Origin of the sequence: Paenibacillus sp. 37, from assembly GCF_008386395.1 — a bacterium.
Classification (GTDB): Bacteria; Bacillota; Bacilli; order Paenibacillales; family Paenibacillaceae; genus Paenibacillus; species Paenibacillus amylolyticus_B.
In genome coordinates this window covers 2,615,679-2,634,067 of the sequence record NZ_CP043761.1, presented here as the reverse complement: position 1 = coordinate 2,634,067, position 18,389 = coordinate 2,615,679, and the positions used below count along the sequence as shown (strand labels likewise).

Annotated in this window: 19 protein-coding genes; 2 read left to right on the top strand and 17 right to left on the bottom strand. The window is 48.1% G+C overall.

The features are described 5' to 3' along the window. Window positions 1-24 precede the first annotated feature (24 nt). The 5 genes from F0220_RS11910 to F0220_RS11890 form a co-directional block, all read right to left on the bottom strand. On the bottom strand, window positions 25-1,197 hold the full coding sequence (locus tag F0220_RS11910) for a Gfo/Idh/MocA family protein (RefSeq protein WP_149846530.1): 1,173 nt from the start codon (window positions 1,195-1,197) through the stop codon (window positions 25-27). Further along, window positions 1,194-2,108: a sugar phosphate isomerase/epimerase family protein gene (locus tag F0220_RS11905; protein ID WP_149846910.1), complete on the bottom strand. Its 915-nt coding sequence runs from the start codon at window positions 2,106-2,108 to the stop codon at window positions 1,194-1,196. The genes F0220_RS11910 and F0220_RS11905 overlap by 4 nt, the downstream gene beginning before the upstream one ends. A gap of 255 nt (window positions 2,109-2,363) precedes the next feature. Then, entirely contained in the window at window positions 2,364-2,861 is a 498-nt protein-coding gene (locus tag F0220_RS11900) for a metallophosphoesterase family protein (protein WP_149846529.1), read from the bottom strand. 34 nt (window positions 2,862-2,895) lie between these two features. After that, on the bottom strand, window positions 2,896-3,330 hold the full coding sequence (locus F0220_RS11895) for an Rrf2 family transcriptional regulator (RefSeq protein ID WP_149846528.1): 435 nt from the start codon (window positions 3,328-3,330) through the stop codon (window positions 2,896-2,898). Between the two features lie 42 nt (window positions 3,331-3,372). Beyond that, complete coding sequence (locus tag F0220_RS11890) at window positions 3,373-3,750, bottom strand: DivIVA domain-containing protein (protein ID WP_017689054.1); 378 nt, start codon at window positions 3,748-3,750, stop codon at window positions 3,373-3,375. A gap of 199 nt (window positions 3,751-3,949) precedes the next feature. On the opposite strand from F0220_RS11890, the gene F0220_RS11885 reads away from it, so the two are divergent. After that, window positions 3,950-4,516: a TraR/DksA C4-type zinc finger protein gene (locus tag F0220_RS11885; RefSeq protein ID WP_149846527.1), complete on the top strand. Its 567-nt coding sequence runs from the start codon at window positions 3,950-3,952 to the stop codon at window positions 4,514-4,516. A 192-nt stretch (window positions 4,517-4,708) separates the two neighbouring features. Here F0220_RS11885 and F0220_RS11880 read toward each other — a convergent pair whose 3' ends face one another. The 7 genes from F0220_RS11880 to F0220_RS11850 all read right to left on the bottom strand — a co-directional run bounded on the left by F0220_RS11880 (window position 4,709) and on the right by F0220_RS11850 (window position 10,999). Further along, the gene (locus tag F0220_RS11880) at window positions 4,709-5,401 is read right to left on the bottom strand and encodes an ArsR/SmtB family transcription factor (protein ID WP_091017179.1); all 693 of its coding nucleotides are present in this window, start codon (window positions 5,399-5,401) and stop codon (window positions 4,709-4,711) included. A 135-nt stretch (window positions 5,402-5,536) separates the two neighbouring features. Then, on the bottom strand, window positions 5,537-6,826 hold the full coding sequence (locus tag F0220_RS11875) for an MFS transporter (protein ID WP_149846526.1): 1,290 nt from the start codon (window positions 6,824-6,826) through the stop codon (window positions 5,537-5,539). A gap of 257 nt (window positions 6,827-7,083) precedes the next feature. Then, window positions 7,084-7,359 (bottom strand): barstar family protein, encoded by a 276-nt coding sequence (locus F0220_RS11870; RefSeq protein ID WP_149846525.1) that lies wholly within the window; start codon window positions 7,357-7,359, stop codon window positions 7,084-7,086. Window positions 7,360-7,373: 14 nt separating this feature from the next. Beyond that, a complete protein-coding gene (locus F0220_RS11865; protein WP_105598243.1) occupies window positions 7,374-7,814 on the bottom strand; it encodes a ribonuclease in 441 nt (146 codons plus the stop codon). A 263-nt stretch (window positions 7,815-8,077) separates the two neighbouring features. Beyond that, window positions 8,078-9,085 (bottom strand): Gfo/Idh/MocA family protein, encoded by a 1,008-nt coding sequence (locus F0220_RS11860; protein WP_076318555.1) that lies wholly within the window; start codon window positions 9,083-9,085, stop codon window positions 8,078-8,080. Between the two features lie 2 nt (window positions 9,086-9,087). Beyond that, window positions 9,088-9,462, bottom strand: a complete 375-nt coding sequence (locus F0220_RS11855; protein ID WP_036609188.1) for a replication termination protein — start codon at window positions 9,460-9,462, stop codon at window positions 9,088-9,090. Window positions 9,463-9,850: 388 nt separating this feature from the next. Continuing rightward, window positions 9,851-10,999, bottom strand: a complete 1,149-nt coding sequence (locus F0220_RS11850; RefSeq protein ID WP_105598240.1) for an acyltransferase — start codon at window positions 10,997-10,999, stop codon at window positions 9,851-9,853. Between the two features lie 72 nt (window positions 11,000-11,071). Here F0220_RS11850 and F0220_RS11845 point away from each other — a divergent pair, with 72 nt between their 5' ends. Continuing rightward, window positions 11,072-11,464: a YidH family protein gene (locus F0220_RS11845; RefSeq protein ID WP_223199913.1), complete on the top strand. Its 393-nt coding sequence runs from the start codon at window positions 11,072-11,074 to the stop codon at window positions 11,462-11,464. Window positions 11,465-11,641: 177 nt separating this feature from the next. On the opposite strand, the gene F0220_RS11840 is transcribed toward F0220_RS11845, so the two are convergent. The 5 genes from F0220_RS11840 to F0220_RS11820 all read right to left on the bottom strand — a co-directional run bounded on the left by F0220_RS11840 (window position 11,642) and on the right by F0220_RS11820 (window position 18,372). Further along, on the bottom strand, window positions 11,642-12,247 hold the full coding sequence (locus F0220_RS11840) for a general stress protein (protein ID WP_017689064.1): 606 nt from the start codon (window positions 12,245-12,247) through the stop codon (window positions 11,642-11,644). Between the two features lie 854 nt (window positions 12,248-13,101). Beyond that, the gene (hrpB, locus tag F0220_RS11835; RefSeq protein WP_149846524.1) at window positions 13,102-15,621 is read right to left on the bottom strand and encodes an ATP-dependent helicase HrpB; all 2,520 of its coding nucleotides are present in this window, start codon (window positions 15,619-15,621) and stop codon (window positions 13,102-13,104) included. A 153-nt stretch (window positions 15,622-15,774) separates the two neighbouring features. Further along, entirely contained in the window at window positions 15,775-16,581 is an 807-nt protein-coding gene (locus F0220_RS11830) for an SDR family oxidoreductase (protein WP_091017190.1), read from the bottom strand. A 185-nt stretch (window positions 16,582-16,766) separates the two neighbouring features. Further along, window positions 16,767-17,609 carry a protein phosphatase 2C domain-containing protein gene (locus F0220_RS11825; RefSeq protein ID WP_091017192.1) on the bottom strand — a complete coding sequence of 281 codons (843 nt, stop codon included), beginning with the start codon at window positions 17,607-17,609 and terminating at the stop codon, window positions 16,767-16,769. A gap of 10 nt (window positions 17,610-17,619) precedes the next feature. Further along, window positions 17,620-18,372, bottom strand: coding sequence for a vWA domain-containing protein (locus F0220_RS11820; protein ID WP_017689069.1), 753 nt, complete (start codon window positions 18,370-18,372; stop codon window positions 17,620-17,622). Window positions 18,373-18,389: the final 17 nt, after the last annotated feature.

Below are 18,389 nucleotides of genomic sequence, written 5' to 3'. Positions count from 1 at the left end.
CTCGTCTTATATAACAAATCGTCTTCATTTAAACGTCTGACTCAAATCAGCAGGTTGACTGCCACTGAATGCCTTGTCTTTCTTCGTCGTTGAACCAGCAATGCGTTCCTGCAAATGCTCGTAGAACAGATCCTCATCGATCGGCAGATCCACCCAGTTATCCGTCCAGGTGGACAGCAACATCGCGTTCGACAATGTTAATCCGTGTATACCATCTTCACCAGGAGCAATGAGTGGTGCGCCTGTACGAATCGAGTCAACCCAGTTGCGAATCAGGCCAGGATGCCCCGTTTCCACACCTGTAATTGGAATCTCGCATTTCCAGCATTCTGGCTCTCCAAAACCTCCGGTAAACCGCTGATTGAATTCCGGCTCAGATTCTCGAAGTCGCCAGAACGTAAGTTTTCCATCTTCGATCACGATTTTACCTCGGTCTCCGTTAACCTCGAATCGATTGGTACCTGGTGCTTCACCTGTCGTGGTTACGAACACACCTGTTGCGCCATTTTCATACTCCACATAAGCCGTTACATCATCTTCCACTTCAATATTCCGATACTTGCCAAACGAACAGAAAGCACGCATTCGCACCGGCATCATGCCAATGGTCCACTGCCACAGATCCAATTGATGGGGGTCCTGGTTAATCAGTACACCGCCACCTTCCCCTGCCCAAGTTGCCCGCCAGCCGCCGGAATCATAGTAACTCTGGGATCGGTACCAGTTCGTAATAATCCAGTTGGTACGACGTACCTCTCCCAGTTCCCCCGACGCAATCAAGTCTCTCAGTTTAATGTAGAGTGGATTGGTCCGCTGGTTGTACATCATGGAAAAGACTTTACCGCTGGCTACGGCCGCTTCATTCATCTTGCGTACCTGTTTCGTATACACGCCTGCTGGCTTCTCGATCATGACATGCAAACCATGCTGGAAAGCCTGAATCGCCTGTTCGGGATGATCGTAGTGCGGCGTTGCAATAATGACCGCATCAATCGTACCCGAAGCCATCATCTGCTCTGCATCCTGCCAATAGGTGACCGTAGCCGGAAGATGACTCGAAACCCAGCTCTCCATCTCTCTTCTTACATCACATACGGCGACCAATTCTGCACCCGGTACTTCTCCGGCAACCAATGTTCTGGCATGAGCTGCTCCCATATTTCCAATACCAATCACCGCTACTCGTACGATACTCATGACTGCTCCTCCTCGTCCACACGACGCTCAATTTCGGCAAAAACGTCTGCAAAATGCTGTAACATCGCCTTGGATTCCAAGGCTCCACTAAAGTCCTCAATGCCGTAATATCCTTCATACCCGACGGCACGAAGATCCCGCACCATCTGTACCCAATCGACCATGCCTTCAGTCAGGGGGGTCCATTGACATTTCCAGGCTGTATTCAGAGCCAATCCGCTACTCTTCCCAGTCATATTAGCCTTTTGCGAATCTTTCGTTTCTGGTTCAAACCACCCGGCATTTTTCACATGCACATGAGCGAGATACGGACCTAGCAGCTCAAGCCCCATCCGATGATTCTCATAGCCTTCATGCACCATATTGCCTGGATCGTACAATACACCCACATGCAGCGGGTCGAGCGATTGCACAAGCCGATAGGCCAGCGATGCCGTCGGTGCAATTGTCAGGTGATGCGTCTCTACAGTCGCCTTGACGTTGTACTGTTTGGCCAGATCTTGTACTTCACTCAGGTAATCAACGGCTTGACGATACAACTCAGGATAACTGGTCTTGCGATCATATCCAGGAACACCCACACGCATCATAGATGCTCCTAACCCAGCTGCAGCCTGAAACGCCTGCTCGGTGGCAGACAGATCTCCACAGTTCAGATACGGTACAAGTGCGATGGATTTTCTACCTTGCCCTAGCGCTGCTTCACGAAAAACAGGAACCTGTTCTTCCCAGCGGCTCGGATCTACGGAGCATCGATTATTCCTCCAGTAAGAAGGCTCCTCGGATATCGCATCTTCAGGAATTCCGCGGAAACGCCACTCTATTCCATCAATCCCCGCTGCTGCCGCAGCCGATGCCAATTCCTCTGCATTCAGATCAGGGGTAGCCACGGTGAATACAGACAGTTTCATCATGATCCATCTCCTTATGTAAACGTATTCATTTCATGTCGTAAAGGCATTGTATCACTCCGGCGAACGTCACCATAGGGGCAAACGCCAACAGATGAATGACAGATAACGAACAGAGCACATTCCCCATTCAGAGATAACTTCTCAAGAGAATGATGTGATCAAAAATCAAAAAAAGACATCTCTGGAACAGAATTCAATTCTGTTCAAAGATGTCTTGTACCATAACTATATATAGGATGAAATCATATCTCTCTAATCCCGATCAAAGAACACGTGTTCAGCCTGTAGTTTCCCCTGATCTATTGTCATGATGCCAAATGAGTATTGTTTCTGGAAACGCCGATCTGTAGGTGATCCCGGATTAAATACCAGCGTGTTGTCGACGGTATGCATCACCGGGATGTGTGAGTGTCCGTAAATCACAGCATCCACATGCTGGCCTACAAAGGTATGAATTGCATTCTGCTCCGTACCCTTTGATCCCAGATGACCGTGTACAAGACCCAGACGAAGTCCTTCCACTTCAACAATACGGGAATATCCCAGTTTTTCAGCGATTTCGGACGGGTCCGTATTACCAGCTACCCCTTCAACTGGTGCATACTCACTAAGCAATGGGTATACGCTCCAATCCGACCAGTCACCGGCATGAAGAATGAGATCCGCACTCGGCAATACATTAAGGAGCTGAGTCGGTAACTTGCGTGATTTACGAGATAAATGCGTATCAGAGATGACTACAATTTTCATATAACAACCCACCTTTCCTTCGTCTTATTACAATCTACTCTGACTGCGATGGGACAGCTAACATCTGGGAACTGGAACGTTCCATATCTTCAAGGGTAATGGATGCGAAGAATTGCTCCACCTTGGACTCCGCAACCTGATACAGATTGGTCAGCAAGCTGTCTATATGCAAGCCCACTTCACAATCCGGGTTACAATTGCCGTGAATCGGGAACAATGGACCTTCGTCCTTCGCAGCCTGATAGATCATGTCTAATGTGATTTCACTTGATGGCTTCGCCAGGTAGAAACCTCTTGTTCCAGGAGAAGAGTTCACTAATCCTGCCTTTTTCAGCCCGCCCAGTATACGTCTGACGACGACAGGGTTGGTATTCACACTACCTGCAATATGTGCAGACGTGATTCGTTCAGGCGCGCTGAGTGACAATAACAACAAACAATGCACACTGACCGAAAAATGAGTACTCATGATTAACCACCTTTATTTAATATAATCCTAGTCATGCTGATTTTATTCAGAGAACAGATCCTTCTCGGGACGTGCTCTGATCTTGAGCTGTCGCACACTATATTCCAGTTGTTTCACAATATCATCCAGCTGTTTGCGATCAATCTTGGTTGGATCTTCCACCGGTTTCGCGGACGACTTGAGATCTCGGATCGTTAACTGCTGTTCTTGCCATTTGTCCATCAGATCTGCAATATTGGCATAGAAACGTTCGTAATCTTTGATGACTAGGTCAAGATAAGCATCTACCTCATCCGGATCATAACCACGAAGTTTATAATTAAATTGTTTTTCATGTATCGATAACGCATCTAGCTGCACTCCCAATTGTTTAAACAATTGTCTCTGTTTATCCAATCTTCGTTTCATATGTTCATCCATATTGACAACCTCCATTATAAGCCAAGCCGTGTTTCTATTTCCTGTGAAGAACATACGGCATTTTCTCTCTCTATTTTTTATAACACATAATCCGTCAGATATAAAACGATACAGCCCTATTCCTCACGAAAATGATTGCTTTTCATCCATTTCGGGTAAAGACTCACTACACCCCACAACGGGAAAGGAGCATGTCCTTATGAGTACATTAACTAAAGATCAACATCAAATACTGAAAAATGCCCTTTTGGAGCAACGTGAAAACTTGCAGCGTCATTTTGAATCCAGCATGGAAGACGGTGCTCCGGCCCAGTCGCTGAAAGATTCAACCGGTGAGCTGTCCTCCTACGATAATCATCCGGCAGATGCCGGTACGGAAACATTTGAACGCAGCCGTGATCTGGCGATCGACGATACATTAACAGACGAATTCAATCAAGTGAACGACGCATTGGAACGTATGGAGCAAGGTACATATGGAACCTGTGTAACGTGCGGCGAAGATATTCCCTTCGATCGACTTGAAGCTATCCCCTATACGGCTTACTGTATTGACGACACACCTAACCGGGAGATCAGCAACGATCGGCCCGTTGAAGAAGAAGTGATGACCATGCCTCCGAGTGGTGCTGGGGAAGGAAGACAGCAGCGGGCCGGCAAGTTCGACAACGCAGATGCCTGGGAAGCTGTCGAAGAATATGGCACATCTAATTCCCCCGCAACCGCAGCCAAACGTGATGTGAAGGGTTACGATGAGAACATGTAACTTCGTTATGAACTGAAACGGTAAGCGTCAAAATTGAATTGGATTCCATAGGCTGCTCCACCATTAGCCTTCCTTATCACGCATTAAAAAGCCGCCATTGGGCGGCTTTTTCTAGTTTTCTCCTAAGCAGTCTCTCACGTTTGCGGTTACTTGGCTTCCAGTGATAAGGCTGAACCCATGTATTCCATCCGTTTATTCTTCCGACTCACGACCAGATGATGCAGATCCCTGCCGCTTCGACACAGATCGAGAGGTTTTCGGAGTTGATTTGCCCTTATCAGACGTAGCTTTCTTTTTCTCTTTTGCATCTGTCTTGGAAGCAGGTATTTTCACTATAGGTTTAGAAAGTGCTGAAAATAACTGAAAGACCTCATGTTCCCCTTGTCGATTCTCTTTTGTTGTATAGGGTTCACAGAGTTTTATGATGTTTTTATACAACTCCTCTACTTCGTCTCGGGTGGCGTACAGCGTAATGTCCGAGAGAAACATTCGGTCTTCGTTTTCCGCCTGATGCATGAATCGCTGACGACTCTGTTCGAACATCTCATTTAATAATTTGAGCGTCTCGGACCGAAACACCTGTTTCAATGGTGAGTTTTCCTTGTCTTCATCTTCATGACGGAGATGGATCTCTCCGGTGAATGGTTCATAATATTTTGCGATAATCCCATTAATCTCACGTGTGGAAACGATCGTCAGCAGACCAATTTTCTCCAGCTTTTTTACATGATAGTGAACTTTGGCTGGCACCTCACCCATCTGGTCGGCGATCTCTTTGACAGTGGATGGTCTGCCCTGCTTGTTAAACATATTCATAATCTGTATCCGATAAGGATCGGAGTAGATTTTAATTTCTTCAATTGTTGAAAGAACCTTGTGCGCCATCCCTGTATCCTCATTTCCGGGGTACCTGTTGTCCATCGATATCTCTATTATACCGCTGCGTCAGGACTTCGGTCAAAGTAAGCTGGCGATGACATGTTATCAAAAAATCAGATCATGTTTCTTTCTAAATATCCTTCACATCGCACTCCGAAAGCTTTTGCTAAATAACAGCATACCTGCGGACATGGCAAGCATAATCCCAAAGACGATAAAAAGAACAGGCATGGTCATCCAATCTGCAAGTGCTCCCGAAACCAGACTCCCAAGTGGTGCAACACTCAAGACGAGCATACTCTGAAGGGCATACACTCTGCCCAGCATCTCCGAAGGGGTAACTTCCATAAGATAGGTTGCCAGCGGTGTTGTAGCCAGCGGAATCCCCATACCCATCAGTAGACAAAAGGCCGCTGCAACCGGCAGTTGGAAGGAAGTCATATAAGCGGGTAGTGCCGTCATCGCATAACTGAGACCCAACATGACAATACCGCTGATGACCAGCACACTTTTACGATAATTCGCTCCCCTTTGTGTCAACCATACACCGCTAAGCAACATGCCTCCCACCATCAGCCCACTGAGCAGACTTAATCCCCCAGCGCCAGCATGCAACGTTTCAATGACATAGGGTGTACGGAGAACATTAAACGGCATCAGGCAGAAATTAACGAAGGCAAACAGGATGGAGACAATTAACAATAAGGCATGTTTACGGAGAAAATGAAAAGCTTCCGCCATTTCGGAGAATATGCTACTTTTGTCGGAAGGAAGAGAATCTATTTCCATTGTTGTTTTATCTTCATTGTTAGCAGATGTTGAACCTTCAGGATAGCCCACTCGGCTCATAATTAAAGCACTTAGCGCAAACAACCCCGCATCAATCAGGATCGTCCAGGCAATGCCTATTGTAGCAATAAGGGCACCAGCCACTGCAAGTCCTGCGAGTTCGGCCACTCTGGTTGCGGAAGAGGACATCGCATTACCCGAAAGCAGCATCGATGGGGGAAGCAATCGGGGGACACTTGATACTTCCGCAGGACTAGTGAAGCATTCCAGCAAAGAATTCAGAATTGTCATGACAAACAGATGCCAGACTTCAAGTTGGCCCAATCCAAACAGCAGAGCTGTAATACCCACCAACAACCCGCGCCCCGTATTCGTAATCACAATCACTTTTTTGGGAGACATGCGATCAACCAAAGCCCCGGCGAACAGACCCAGAAGGATATTGGGCAAAAAATTCACCGCCAGCAACGTACCCATCAACACTTTCGAACCGGTTAGAATGTATACCATCCAACTGTAGGCAATCGAGTCAATCGAATCACCAAATCTGGATACCACTTTACTAAGCATAAATTGCATGTACGGTCTGATTCGTATTAACTCACCCATACCTTGCTTGCCAACTGCTGAGCTATCATTCATTCTTTTTCTCTCCTCAACGTTAAAATATTTTTCATGTTAATTTTATTTTAACGTAAATTGTGCAGAAATCAATACCTCCGTGAAAATAATTTTAACGCTAAGTAGGCAAAGTAAAAAACTCGCTCTTCTTTCAGTTGATTCGTAATCGACAAAAAGACTTTTTGAACAACCTTTTTGGACAACCTCCTTTAACACAAAAAAACAGACCACAAGTGGTCTGCTCGGGATGGAATGTATTTGAACTGCCTTTATTGCTGCTACTTCTCAACACTTAATTGAAATCCAGCCTGTTCAGCCTGTACCTCCAACATCAAATCGCGTACCCAGCCTGCTTCATTCCCCGGTCGTTCTTCGCTGATTTGGTAGTTGGTCCATTTTAGCTCTAGTGGAAGTTCAATCGTACCCGTCAGGCAATCCCACAGAGCGTCGAGATTACCGCCATAAAAATCCGGCAGCTTCAGCTTGTCCTTTAATTGTTGATGAAGTTCAGCGCTACTCGCAAAGTCTTCTCCATCCAGAATCACGGTAATCATGGCTGCTCCTTCCTCTATTTCATGCGTGTAAATGATGCATAGTGATCTGTCGTTTTGTAGATAAGTCCATCATTGGAGTACACAATCCGATCCGAATTACGGAAGCCGGAAGTATAGTTAATATCCGCTTCGCGCCATGTACGTCCGCTTGCCGAAGGCAGAAGTCCCTCCCGATTGCCAAATGTGTCCCCACCGATGCTTTTCCCAGGAGCCACTACAGCCAAGTTTCCTTTTGACGCTACCCAGCCGAGTCCTGTTGCCTGTGATTTGGTAATAAAGTTACATGGCAACGTTCCGTTTGCACTCAAATAGTTTGCTACACCTGTAAACGTATTGATGATGGTACATGTTGCAGCAGTTGCCTTCTGCTGTGCGACTGGAGTGAACTGTGATCCTGTGAGGAAAACAAACGTTAACAACAATGCCAGTAATGCGGTGGATATCAACTTTTTCATCAATCCGGCCTCCCGATCTCTCAAAGTAGATGAACGTTGTCACGATACGCATACTGCAAGCTATAACTTTCTAGTTTTACGTTCTGCTAGATTATAGTAAACAAGTCATCTCATGACTATTTATATCACATCATTTTGGTAGAAATATCAAATAAAGACGTTTGAATTGTAAAATATTATAATTGTAACATTTTAAGACATAAAAAAGACTCTCATCCCTGAAGATGGAGTCTACTTTTCTAGTATGTTTAAACTGAGCTGACCTAATCGATCAGTTGCACACGTTGACGAGTTCGAGCCGATTCCAGGCATGCATCAATAACGCGCATGTTTTGAATGGTATTTTCCGGACTGAAAGGTAAGGCCTCTCCTTCAAGCACAGCCGTTGCAAACGTCTCTACCTGAAGGACATAGGAATTCGACACCGATACACGCTCCTCACGGCTGACCGAATCCGTGTGTACAATAATCTGAGGTGGAATATCGCTGTTTTCCCAGCCAAACACTTTTGGCAGTTCAATCCGCCCTTCCGTCCCGAGAATCTCCATCTCCGCTCGACCTGAAGCCCACATGCCACAGTCAAAAGTTAAAGCAACCGAATTCGGAAATTCTACCAGTCCCGACGCCATCATATCCACGCCATCATGCTCGTCCGAGAATAGAGCGTGAACTGTCACCGCTTCCGGTTCCTGTCCCAGATACATCCGGGCTGCCGAGATCGGATACACGCCAAGATCAAATAATGATCCGCCGCCCATCTCTCTTTTGAACCTTACATTTTCCTTGTCATCAGCGGTATTACAGGTAAAGTTACCATGGATGGCTCTGACAATGCCAATCTCTCCACTAGCTATAATCTCTTGCACACGTCTGTGCTTGGGATGATATCGATACATAATCGCTTCTGCAAAAAGAACGCCATGCTGATGACATACCTCAATCATTTCTGCCGATTCATCAGCATTCAGGGCAGCTGGTTTCTCACACAACACATGTTTGCCAGCCTGTGCCGCTTTGATGGTCCATTCTTTGTGCATATGGTTAGGCAAAGGAATATAGACGGCTTCAATGTCCGGATCAGCGATGAGCTCTTCATAACTGCCATATGATCTGGCAATGCCCAGTTCTTCGGCAAGGGTTTCCGCTTTTTCCTTGCTACGGCTGGCAATCGCCAACACCTCACCACGTTCAGACTGCTGGATCGCCGGAATGACTGCATTCTTGGCAATGGTTGACGTACCGAGTACTCCCCACTGTAACTGTCTGTTCATGCTCATCTTCCTTTCGTACCGTAATTGTCCTCTTCTGCCTTGTGTAACATGCCGAGACAACGATCCAGATCCGTTTTGACCTGTTTCTTGTATAACTCAGCTTTCTCCGCACCATCATCCGTGAAATGATATAAAACGATTTCCTGAAAATCGACCTTCGGATCATTGCCCTTCAGCTTCTTCGTGCGATAAAAAACACCTTGCTGGACCAATTCATGCAGTGCCCGATATACCTCGCTCTGGGGTGGTACATAACCGTAGTCTTTGAATTCCTGCTTCATCGCCTCCAGCATTTCGTAACCATACCCCCTGTGCTGTTCAACCATCGTAATCAGATACAGCTTGATAAATGCCCGCTGTGCAATCATAAAAGCCACGTTCATTCCCCTCCTGTCAGAACCTATATATCTAGTATTATAAAACTTATGTTCGGGTTCTGCCATCTTTCTCCGCTTGGTCTGCCTTTTATCCATCTTTAAAGAAGGTGAGAAAGAAATCGTGTGAATACGCGTTAAGCTGGGGGAAGCACGGAAAAAGGTTTTCTGTTGTGAATTTTTCATGTAATGAAATTTTAAATAGTATTGGAAAGTTTGTTTTATTTCAGGAACCCAGCGAGTCGTTCGATCGAATTATAAAGGCTGTTACATCTGTAGTCCTGAATGCTGTTTCCTGCATAGCTGAATCCTGAATTCCAATATCGGCATAGACCCTGTACGATCCTGTAAAGCTGTGATTCTGTTGTGAATTTTTCATATGTTGATGGATTCATTTATCGCGAACAGACTTCGGTACGGTTCCCACAATCCATTTGCCCCAGCTTACACGCGAGATAAGCCATGTCACTACACAGGATAATGTAAGAGCGAGCAACCAGGTGATGGTCATTCGAACGACAGGGTTCAAGCCCATAGCAACATAGAACAACTCATCCGGAATGTAGCTATACCGCAGCATCAACATATGCATCAGATAACCGCCATACGATACACCACCAATCCATCCCAGCAATCGTGTAGCCCTGAGGTTATGAAGTTTTCCGGCCAACTGGTACATGACCATAATGGAAGCGATCAGAAAGAGTGCCATATCAGGGCGGATCAAGCTGACTGTGTAAAACGTAATTTTGATTCCTTCCGGCTTCTGAAACTCCAGCATTAATAGATATGTAAACCGCAGACCCAGAACAATAAACACTGTCCAGTATATCCAGCGTAATCGATGAATCCATTCATTCCAGTGCTGCACGGATAACCCCGCTGCGGCACCAAGCACAAAATAAATAAAGAAATAGAGGAAATTCCGATCTGCATACGTTGTAAAAGCATCTCTCAGCACCGGGATATTCAGCCATTCCATGACCTTGGCGATGTTTCTTAATTGATCCGCAAGTACAAGATACACCACACCAGAAATCAGTAATGCGATCAAGCGCCCCTTGGCCTCATATCGGTTATATACATAACGAATGGCTCGCAAAAAGAGCGGAAATAACAGATAAAACTGAATCAACATAATGATGTACCAAAAGTGTGAAGTCGTTTTGCCCGTAAGCAACTTCAGACCCAGGTCTGGGATGTCATTCCATCCAAATCCGGTCCAACCCCGCGGTGCAAGTGTAAAATAAATAAGTGACCAGATCAGGTAAGGCACGATCACGTCGGTTACTCTTTTTCTCATAAACTTGCCGTAATGCAGCTTGTCTCCCGTGTTATAAAACAGCACCATACCTGTTATGAATATGAATAAAGGAACTGCAAATTTGGAGAGCATCAGCAGTATGGCCAGTAACACCCCATCCTCCAGTCTCGTTTCCGGGACCAGAGAGAAATGTGCGATGGAATGCTGGAGAACCACTGCGGCAAAGGCGATTCCCCTTAAACTCTCTATTTCTGTAATTCGTTCTTTGCGAGGCATACATTCAGACTCCTTTTCTTGGTTTTGCAATAAAAACAACGTACAATGAAGCCGTATATCTAATGAACGGGGTTGATTCACATTTCGTTAACAGACAAAGACCTAACCACTACCGATTCCAAGTATGTCCAACAACATCTGGCTAACGAGCGAACTTTTCTGGCTTGGGTAAGCACCGGTATTGCCATGGCGGGCATCGGCTTTCTTGCTGCCGGATTTGGCTTCAATTCGTCGGCGTATGATCAACTTGCACATATTGCGGCGATTATTACGGGTATCACTTCTCTGATTGGCGGCATATCCATCATTGTGTATTCGGCAACAGCCTATCATCGGAAGCGTACACAAATCAATGAACAGACGTTTCAGGCATCGACCGGTTTAATTCGGTTTCTCACATGGATGCTACTGGTGATTGGACTCGCTTTAGCTGTACTGTTATATGTATTGTTATTCCCTGCTTGACTGGGTAAAAACACCATCCGACATTATTGACACCCACCCATATGCAACACAGGGACAAAAGCCGGCTTCCCTTAAGGAAACCGGCTAATGACCATCTGGTGGATCATATATGTCATTCCATTTTACAGATATTAAGTCATTGGGTTTTATTTCATATCGATTATATTTGCGGCAAGATTACAGGAATGTATTGTTACCGAATCGCGCTGCCTTGTTTTGTGCTTCCAATCTGCGTTCTTCCATATCCAGATCCGGACGTTCGGCTGGCACATCTCCGCGATGAGCTGCTTCGGCTCTGTCCCGGTTAAGCTGGCTGTTGCCACTGAATACATCGTACACATCGGAGTCCCGATCCGTAGAATCTACGAGCAGCAGGATTTTACCATTCTGTACATACTCCTCATACTGTTTAGCGTCCTCTTCAGGAATACCAAGACCTACCAGTCCACCCACCAGTCCACCAGCTCCCGCACCTACAGCTGCACCGGTAAATGCTGCTGCAATGGGGCCAGCGGCCAGAATCGGTCCTATACCGGGTATAGCCAGTGCACCGATACCTGCGAGCAGACCAGCTACGCCACCAAGTACACCACCTGTTGCTGCACCTGCAGCCACGCCTTCAGGGGCTTTGGTACCTGTCTCTTCCCGAATTGCCTTCAGTTCATCCCGATCTTGTGTAACAACGGAGATTTCGTCTGAAGTGAATCCTTGTGCCTTCAGACCCTCGATAGCCTGCGATGCTTCACGTTCTGTATTAAACACACCTACGATTTTCTTTTGCATAATGAATCCCTCCTCATCTGATTGAGTGGTTCGTTATGTTATTACCCGCCTTCGTTTCTTTCAAACGCTTGCAAGTCAATATCGTATGTGCTGATAGTAAAAAAACGCTGAGGTTCACTCCTTTTTAATCCTCATCAGAGTATGCGTTCAACTCAGGCATGTAATACGTTGTCAGGCATGCTCTACGTTGAAGGACGTGGGCGTCCAAAACATCTTGAATTACAAGTTGCCTGATCCTGGCGATTTTCTAAGGAACCGAGGACGTCTTATTTAGCCTTCGGGTCCTCATTTTAGTTTGTAAGGAACATGAGACACGTTATTAACCAAAATCACCTGAAAAACCCGTTTTAAACGGCTGGTTATTCAAATATAGCGTGTTTCAGATTCCTTAGATTACTGCGGGCGCTTTTAAGTCGCTGAATAAGACGTCACAAGTTCGTTAGCGCTCCGCTCCATGATTCTGATCCATGTTCAGCCCCCGGCACGTTCAGTTACACTCCGGCTTTCGGCAGGTTGAGGACACGCTCTGGGGCGCGACTTCAACCTCAATAGAAGCAGATTTTGCTGGATTCTCGTTCCATGCCGGATGTTTTTGGTAGGCGTGCCGGAGCACGTCAAGGAGAAAGTAACGCAGCATGGAGCGAAAAGGCAAAGTGACTAACATGGGTCGAAAAGGCAGTAAAAGTTGCATGTTAGTGAGTTTTGAGACACGTCCTGGTTAGAGGATGATTCTTTAAGTCAGAGAATGATTCGGTCAGCTACAAAACTTAAGGTTGTTCAGGAGAGTCTGAGCCTGATGAAGAGCGCCCTTTGGGAACCCAATCGTTGATATCTGAAAAAACGAAATCATTCATTCATTTCCCCCTTGGTTTGGCCCGATTTGTGGCGACCGCTTCAAGTGGATTATCCGGCCAGTAGTGCTTCGGATAACGACCTTTCAGGTCTTTTTTGACGTCAAAATACGTCTCTCGCCAGAAATTCGCCAAGTCACGTGTGACCTGTACAGGTCGCTGAGCCGGTGATAATAGGTGGATTGTCAACGGGACTCGCCCACCCGCTATACGCGGTGTCTCCTGTTGTCCAAACATCTCCTGTAATCTTACCGCCAGCGCCGGGTCCTCTGGACGACTGTAGTCCACGGGAATACGCGAACCACTGGGCACCTGTATATGCGTCGGAGCTTCATCGTCCAGTTGTTGTCGTTGCGTCCAGCTCAGGCCACCCAGTAATACATCTTGCATCGACAATCTCTTCAGGTCGGCTGCCGAACGCATGCCTGTCAGATAAGGGGTAAGATGTTCTGCCAACTCTTCGGTCAGATCATCTTCGATCAGGTCGGGCCACTCAGGTGCATGGAGATGCAGGAACCGCAGCCTGTCCGCAAGTTGTCTGGATGTTTTTGTCCAGGGCAGACAATCCAGCCCTTCCATTCGAATTCCGGTTAATAGTGCTTCCAACACCTGATCTTCAGGTGGCTGTGCAATACTGCTCTCTTTCATCACAAGGGCTCCAATACGAAGTCTCTTATGTGCTCGCACGCTGCGAGTGTTGGAATCCCAGGCCACTTGCACTTCATTGTGAAGCAAGTACTGACCTGCCTGTAACAATGTCTGCTCCTGCAACGGCGCAGCCAGCAGGATGCGCGCATCTGCGCCCTGGTCGTCTGCCTCGGCTGCGACCAGATACGCTGAACGGCTCAGCGATTCTGTCGCTGCGAGCCGTACGCCGCGGCCGCTGCTCAGCAGATAGCGGCCGTCCTCCCGGCGTTGCCCGATCCGGTCCGGATAGGCGAAGGACAGCAGCAATCCGCAGCTGTCCTCATCCGGCCTTACCGGATCGGCCGCCGGGCCGAGCGCCGAGCGCAGCTGGCGGCTCTCCTGGAGCATGCGCCGCACGGCCCCGCCGTCTGCGACAGCCGCTGCCGCTTGCGGCATACCGCTGCTGTCCGCGGTCAGCAGCGCCTCTACGCGCGGGCGGAGGTCCGTGCCCGCGCTCGCACTGCCACTGCTGCGGAGGCCGGCAGGCTCCTGCAGCAGTGCCGCCAGCATGCTGGCGTAGCTGGCCAGCCCAAGCTCCGCCGCGCGGAGCAGCATGCTGGCCAGTCGCGGATGCACGCCAAGCGTGTTCATCCGCCGCCCGAAGGGCGTGATGCGGCCTGCGTCGTCCAGGCCGCCCAGCTGGCGCAGCAACGCCTGTGCCTGGCCGTAGGCGGCGTCAGGCGGGGTGTCCAGCCATTGCAGCTCTGCTGGGGACTGGACACCCCAGACGGCAAGCTCCAACGCCAGCGGCGCAAGATCCGCGGAGGTGATCTCCGGGCGAGCTGCCTCAGGCAGCCCCCCATGAACCTCCTCGCTCCATAGCCGGTAACACACCCCCGGGGCAATTCGCCCTGCACGACCCCGCCGTTGATCGGCTGACGCCTTGGACACCGGCAGGGTTACAAGCCGGCTCATGCCCGTGCGCGGCGAAAATGCCGATGCACGACTTAGCCCTGCATCCACCACAATCTTAACTCCAGCGAGTGTGAGACTGGATTCCGCAATGGAGGTGGACAAGACCACCTTGCGCGAGCCCTCAGCTGCCGGGCGTATGGCCTCATCCTGTTGTTCCACGGGCATACTGCCATACAGGGAATGAACTTTCACATGTTCGGGAAGAGAACCATTCCATAACTCCCGTTCTGTACGATGTATCTCTTTTGCGCCAGGAAGGAAAACAAGCACGTCCCCCTCCTGTTCGGCTAATGCCCTGTGCACCGTCTGAGCCGTGAATTGTTCCAGTGGCATGGCTGTTGGTCTCGATACATATCGTGTTTCCACCGGAAACGTTCGCCCGGGACAGTGAATTGATTTTGTACCTTCGCCAAGCAATGCACAGACGGGAACAGAATCGAGGGTCGCCGACATCACCAGCAATTTCAAGTCTGGACGTAACATCGCTCGGGATTCCAATGCCAGAGCCAAACCCAAATCCCCATGTAAGTGACGCTCATGGAATTCATCGAATATAATCATCGCCGTGTCTTCAAGTCCCTGATCCTGCTGCAACATTCGGGTCAATACGCCTTCCGTCACAACTTCAATACGCGTCGCCTGACTCACCCGGGTATCCATGCGTACACGATATCCTACAGTCTGACCCGCCTTTTCCCCTAGTGTAGCCGCCAGTCTCGATGCAGCCGAACGCGCAGCCAGCCTTCGAGGTTCCAGCATAATGATTTTCCGTCCCGCAACCCACGGCTCCTCCAGCAAAGCCAGCGGTACAACAGTCGTTTTTCCCGCTCCTGGCTCTGCAATTAACACACCTGTATCTTGATCCCGAAATAACTGTCTTAACTCAGGAATAACCTCTTGTATCGGTAACTCTATATGCATATGATCGCTCCTAATGAATGTACCATACTGCTCTTCAGTATCTCTATTCGAATGTTAGCATTATAACAAAAAAAGCCGTTCCAGAGGAACGACTATCGCAGACACACCCTAAGACACGCCTTAGTAAAAATGAAATTTATCCAGAATGCTCACTTAGCTGAGCAATGATTCGGCACCATCAATGACGATCTCTGCTCCCGTAATATGTCTGGATTCGGACGATGCGAGGAAACTTACCAGATCGGCAACATGTTCCGGCTGACCCGGCCCGTCCGCAAGTGGTTGCTGTCCTTCCGGGAACTCCATCGGAATAATGATCTGTTGCAGATCATCCGTTTTGACCGTACTTTGATCGATATTTGTCGCAATCGCTCCTGGGCAGATTACGTTCACACGTATCTTGAACTTCGCCAGTTCAAGCGCAGCCATCTTGGCAAAAGCAACCTGTCCTGCCTTGGACGTGCTGTACGCCGACATGCCAAAGCTTGAGAAGCGTTGATTGCCGTTAATCGAACTTGTAATGATAATGCTGCCGCCACCCCGTTTCTTAACGTGAGGCAAAGCATATTTTACGGTGAAAAATGTACCATTCAGGTTGGTTGTAATAATCTGTTGCCAATCTTCAACCTGAATTTCCTCAATGGGTGCCGATACTCCGTTAATGCCCGCATTGGCAAAAACGATATCCAAACCACCGAATAACTCAACGGTTTCCAGTACAGCCTTTTCCACACGTGCCGGGTCAGAAATGTCTACATCAAATGCTCTTGCCGCACCGGGGTGCAGCGCATTAATCTCTGCTTCCGTTTCCGAGATCCGATCATTCACCAGATCAAACAATGCAACATGTGCACCCTCTTTAGCCAGCTTGACCGCAGTGGCTTTCCCAATCCCGGAGCCTGCTCCGGTAATAATCGCAACCTTGCCTTGGAACCGTGACTTACCGTTATGTTGTGTCATTATCCATTCCACTCCTTTGATTAGCAATTATGTAAGAATGTACATTCAAGCTTTCATTAGCCAATTCTTCACAAGATTACCCAAAAAGAGTGTCTTTTAAATCAACATCAACAAGTTTTTTCACAGTTGATCTTCGCCGCTGTCACAGCTTCAGCAGGATCGATCCACAACTTGATATCCCGCACTCACCATTCCAGCTCAATGAAAGCGGCATCATCTTCAAGTCCGCCGGTATGTGTAGCATCCAGCAGTACCTGAATGTGTTCATCCGGGACATAGGCTTGAATGGCATCCAGGTCGTTCAGTCCATCCGTATATAACTGGAGTCGCAGTGAATCTCCTGCCGACCCTTTCATCTCGCAGATGTGCGGCTTACCACCAACAGGCCCTTCAAGTGTAGACCAACGCTCATTTGTCTTGCAGTGAGTCTGAAATAATTCAGACTGTTCCTGACCATTACGCCAAAGGCGAATACGGGAATCTCCTTGCCACGCTAACCATACACGGCTTTTGCGGCCACCTCCCGTAAGCTCGATCCGTCCACACACATACATGGCCTGACTGCCCCGACTTCGCTTTTCCATCAACACTTCACGCAGCAACAAAGGGGAACTTTCCAGTGGCTGTAATTTCTCCAACTGCTGAGATGCAGGAAGGGTTAGATCATGGAGAAGACGCTCCACGCCCTCTTCTGTCGGGTGTTGCGTCGTTTCCAACCAATCCAGCAAAGCATTCCCCAGAAAACGCGCTGCAAAATCGCCCAGGTAACTCATGCCTACCCCATCACACAATACAAAATTGCAGATATTTCCTTTCATACGTACCGCAGCAAAGTCCTGTCCGGTATCTCCCTGATGTACCGTCTCAGCCGCTCTGCCATAACCATATCTGCACTTAAATGTACCCTGATAGCGGGTTAGTGGCTGTTCTCCCGTCTGTACACTAACATAGCGAAAGTTGCCATGCCGTTGCTCGGCATGGCCCCCCTTATCTCCAGCAGACAATGTTGCCAAACGCATCGCTCTCATGATTCCCCTCCTATCTAACAGGCGTAGCAGCGGACATCTGGAACCCGATTGATACCAATTCTGCACAGGTACCTGGCAGCATCATGAGTGCACCGGGTGCAAGCAAATAATCAGCTTCAACAAGCATTTCCCGATAACTTTCGGGCAGGACGGATGACATATTCCGCAGCTTCTCTCCATGCTCATCCTGTAGATTCGTTTCCGAAGAGATTCCCTTCCATCTTCTGGGTTCAGCAATTGGACCTTCCAGCAGATGATCGGATATAAAAATATTTTCCACCAGTACATTGCCGTCTGGTACACTCATACCCATAATTCTTTTTGCAATAGGTTCGGGATCTTCACCTGTGGCTACCCCATCGGTCATGTGGCATACAAGTGGCGCAGGACAATCCTGCATATTCGGAATTTCGGCCTGTAGAATCTTTTCCGCCTGTAGAAAAGCCTTCGCAGAATCGGAAAAGCGTCTCGGAGTCAGGTCAGGCAAAGAACCAACTGCAGCGATCTCGTCAATCCCTTTGATTCCGTTCAACAAGTCATATACATCATCGCTGTAAGCCAATATGGCTATACGATAGCGAGGTGTCAGACGATTTCCCTTGGTAGAGCGAAATACCATTTGGCGGATCGCGAGAGATAGGGCATCATAGACGACGTCAATCCGTCGACGATTTTCCAGAACCATGTTCATGGAGGCGCTAATATCAATTAAATATATAATAAGTGCAGGTGTACGCTGTGATGCTTGAATCGTGTAGTTCATCTAGGGTGGGTCACCTC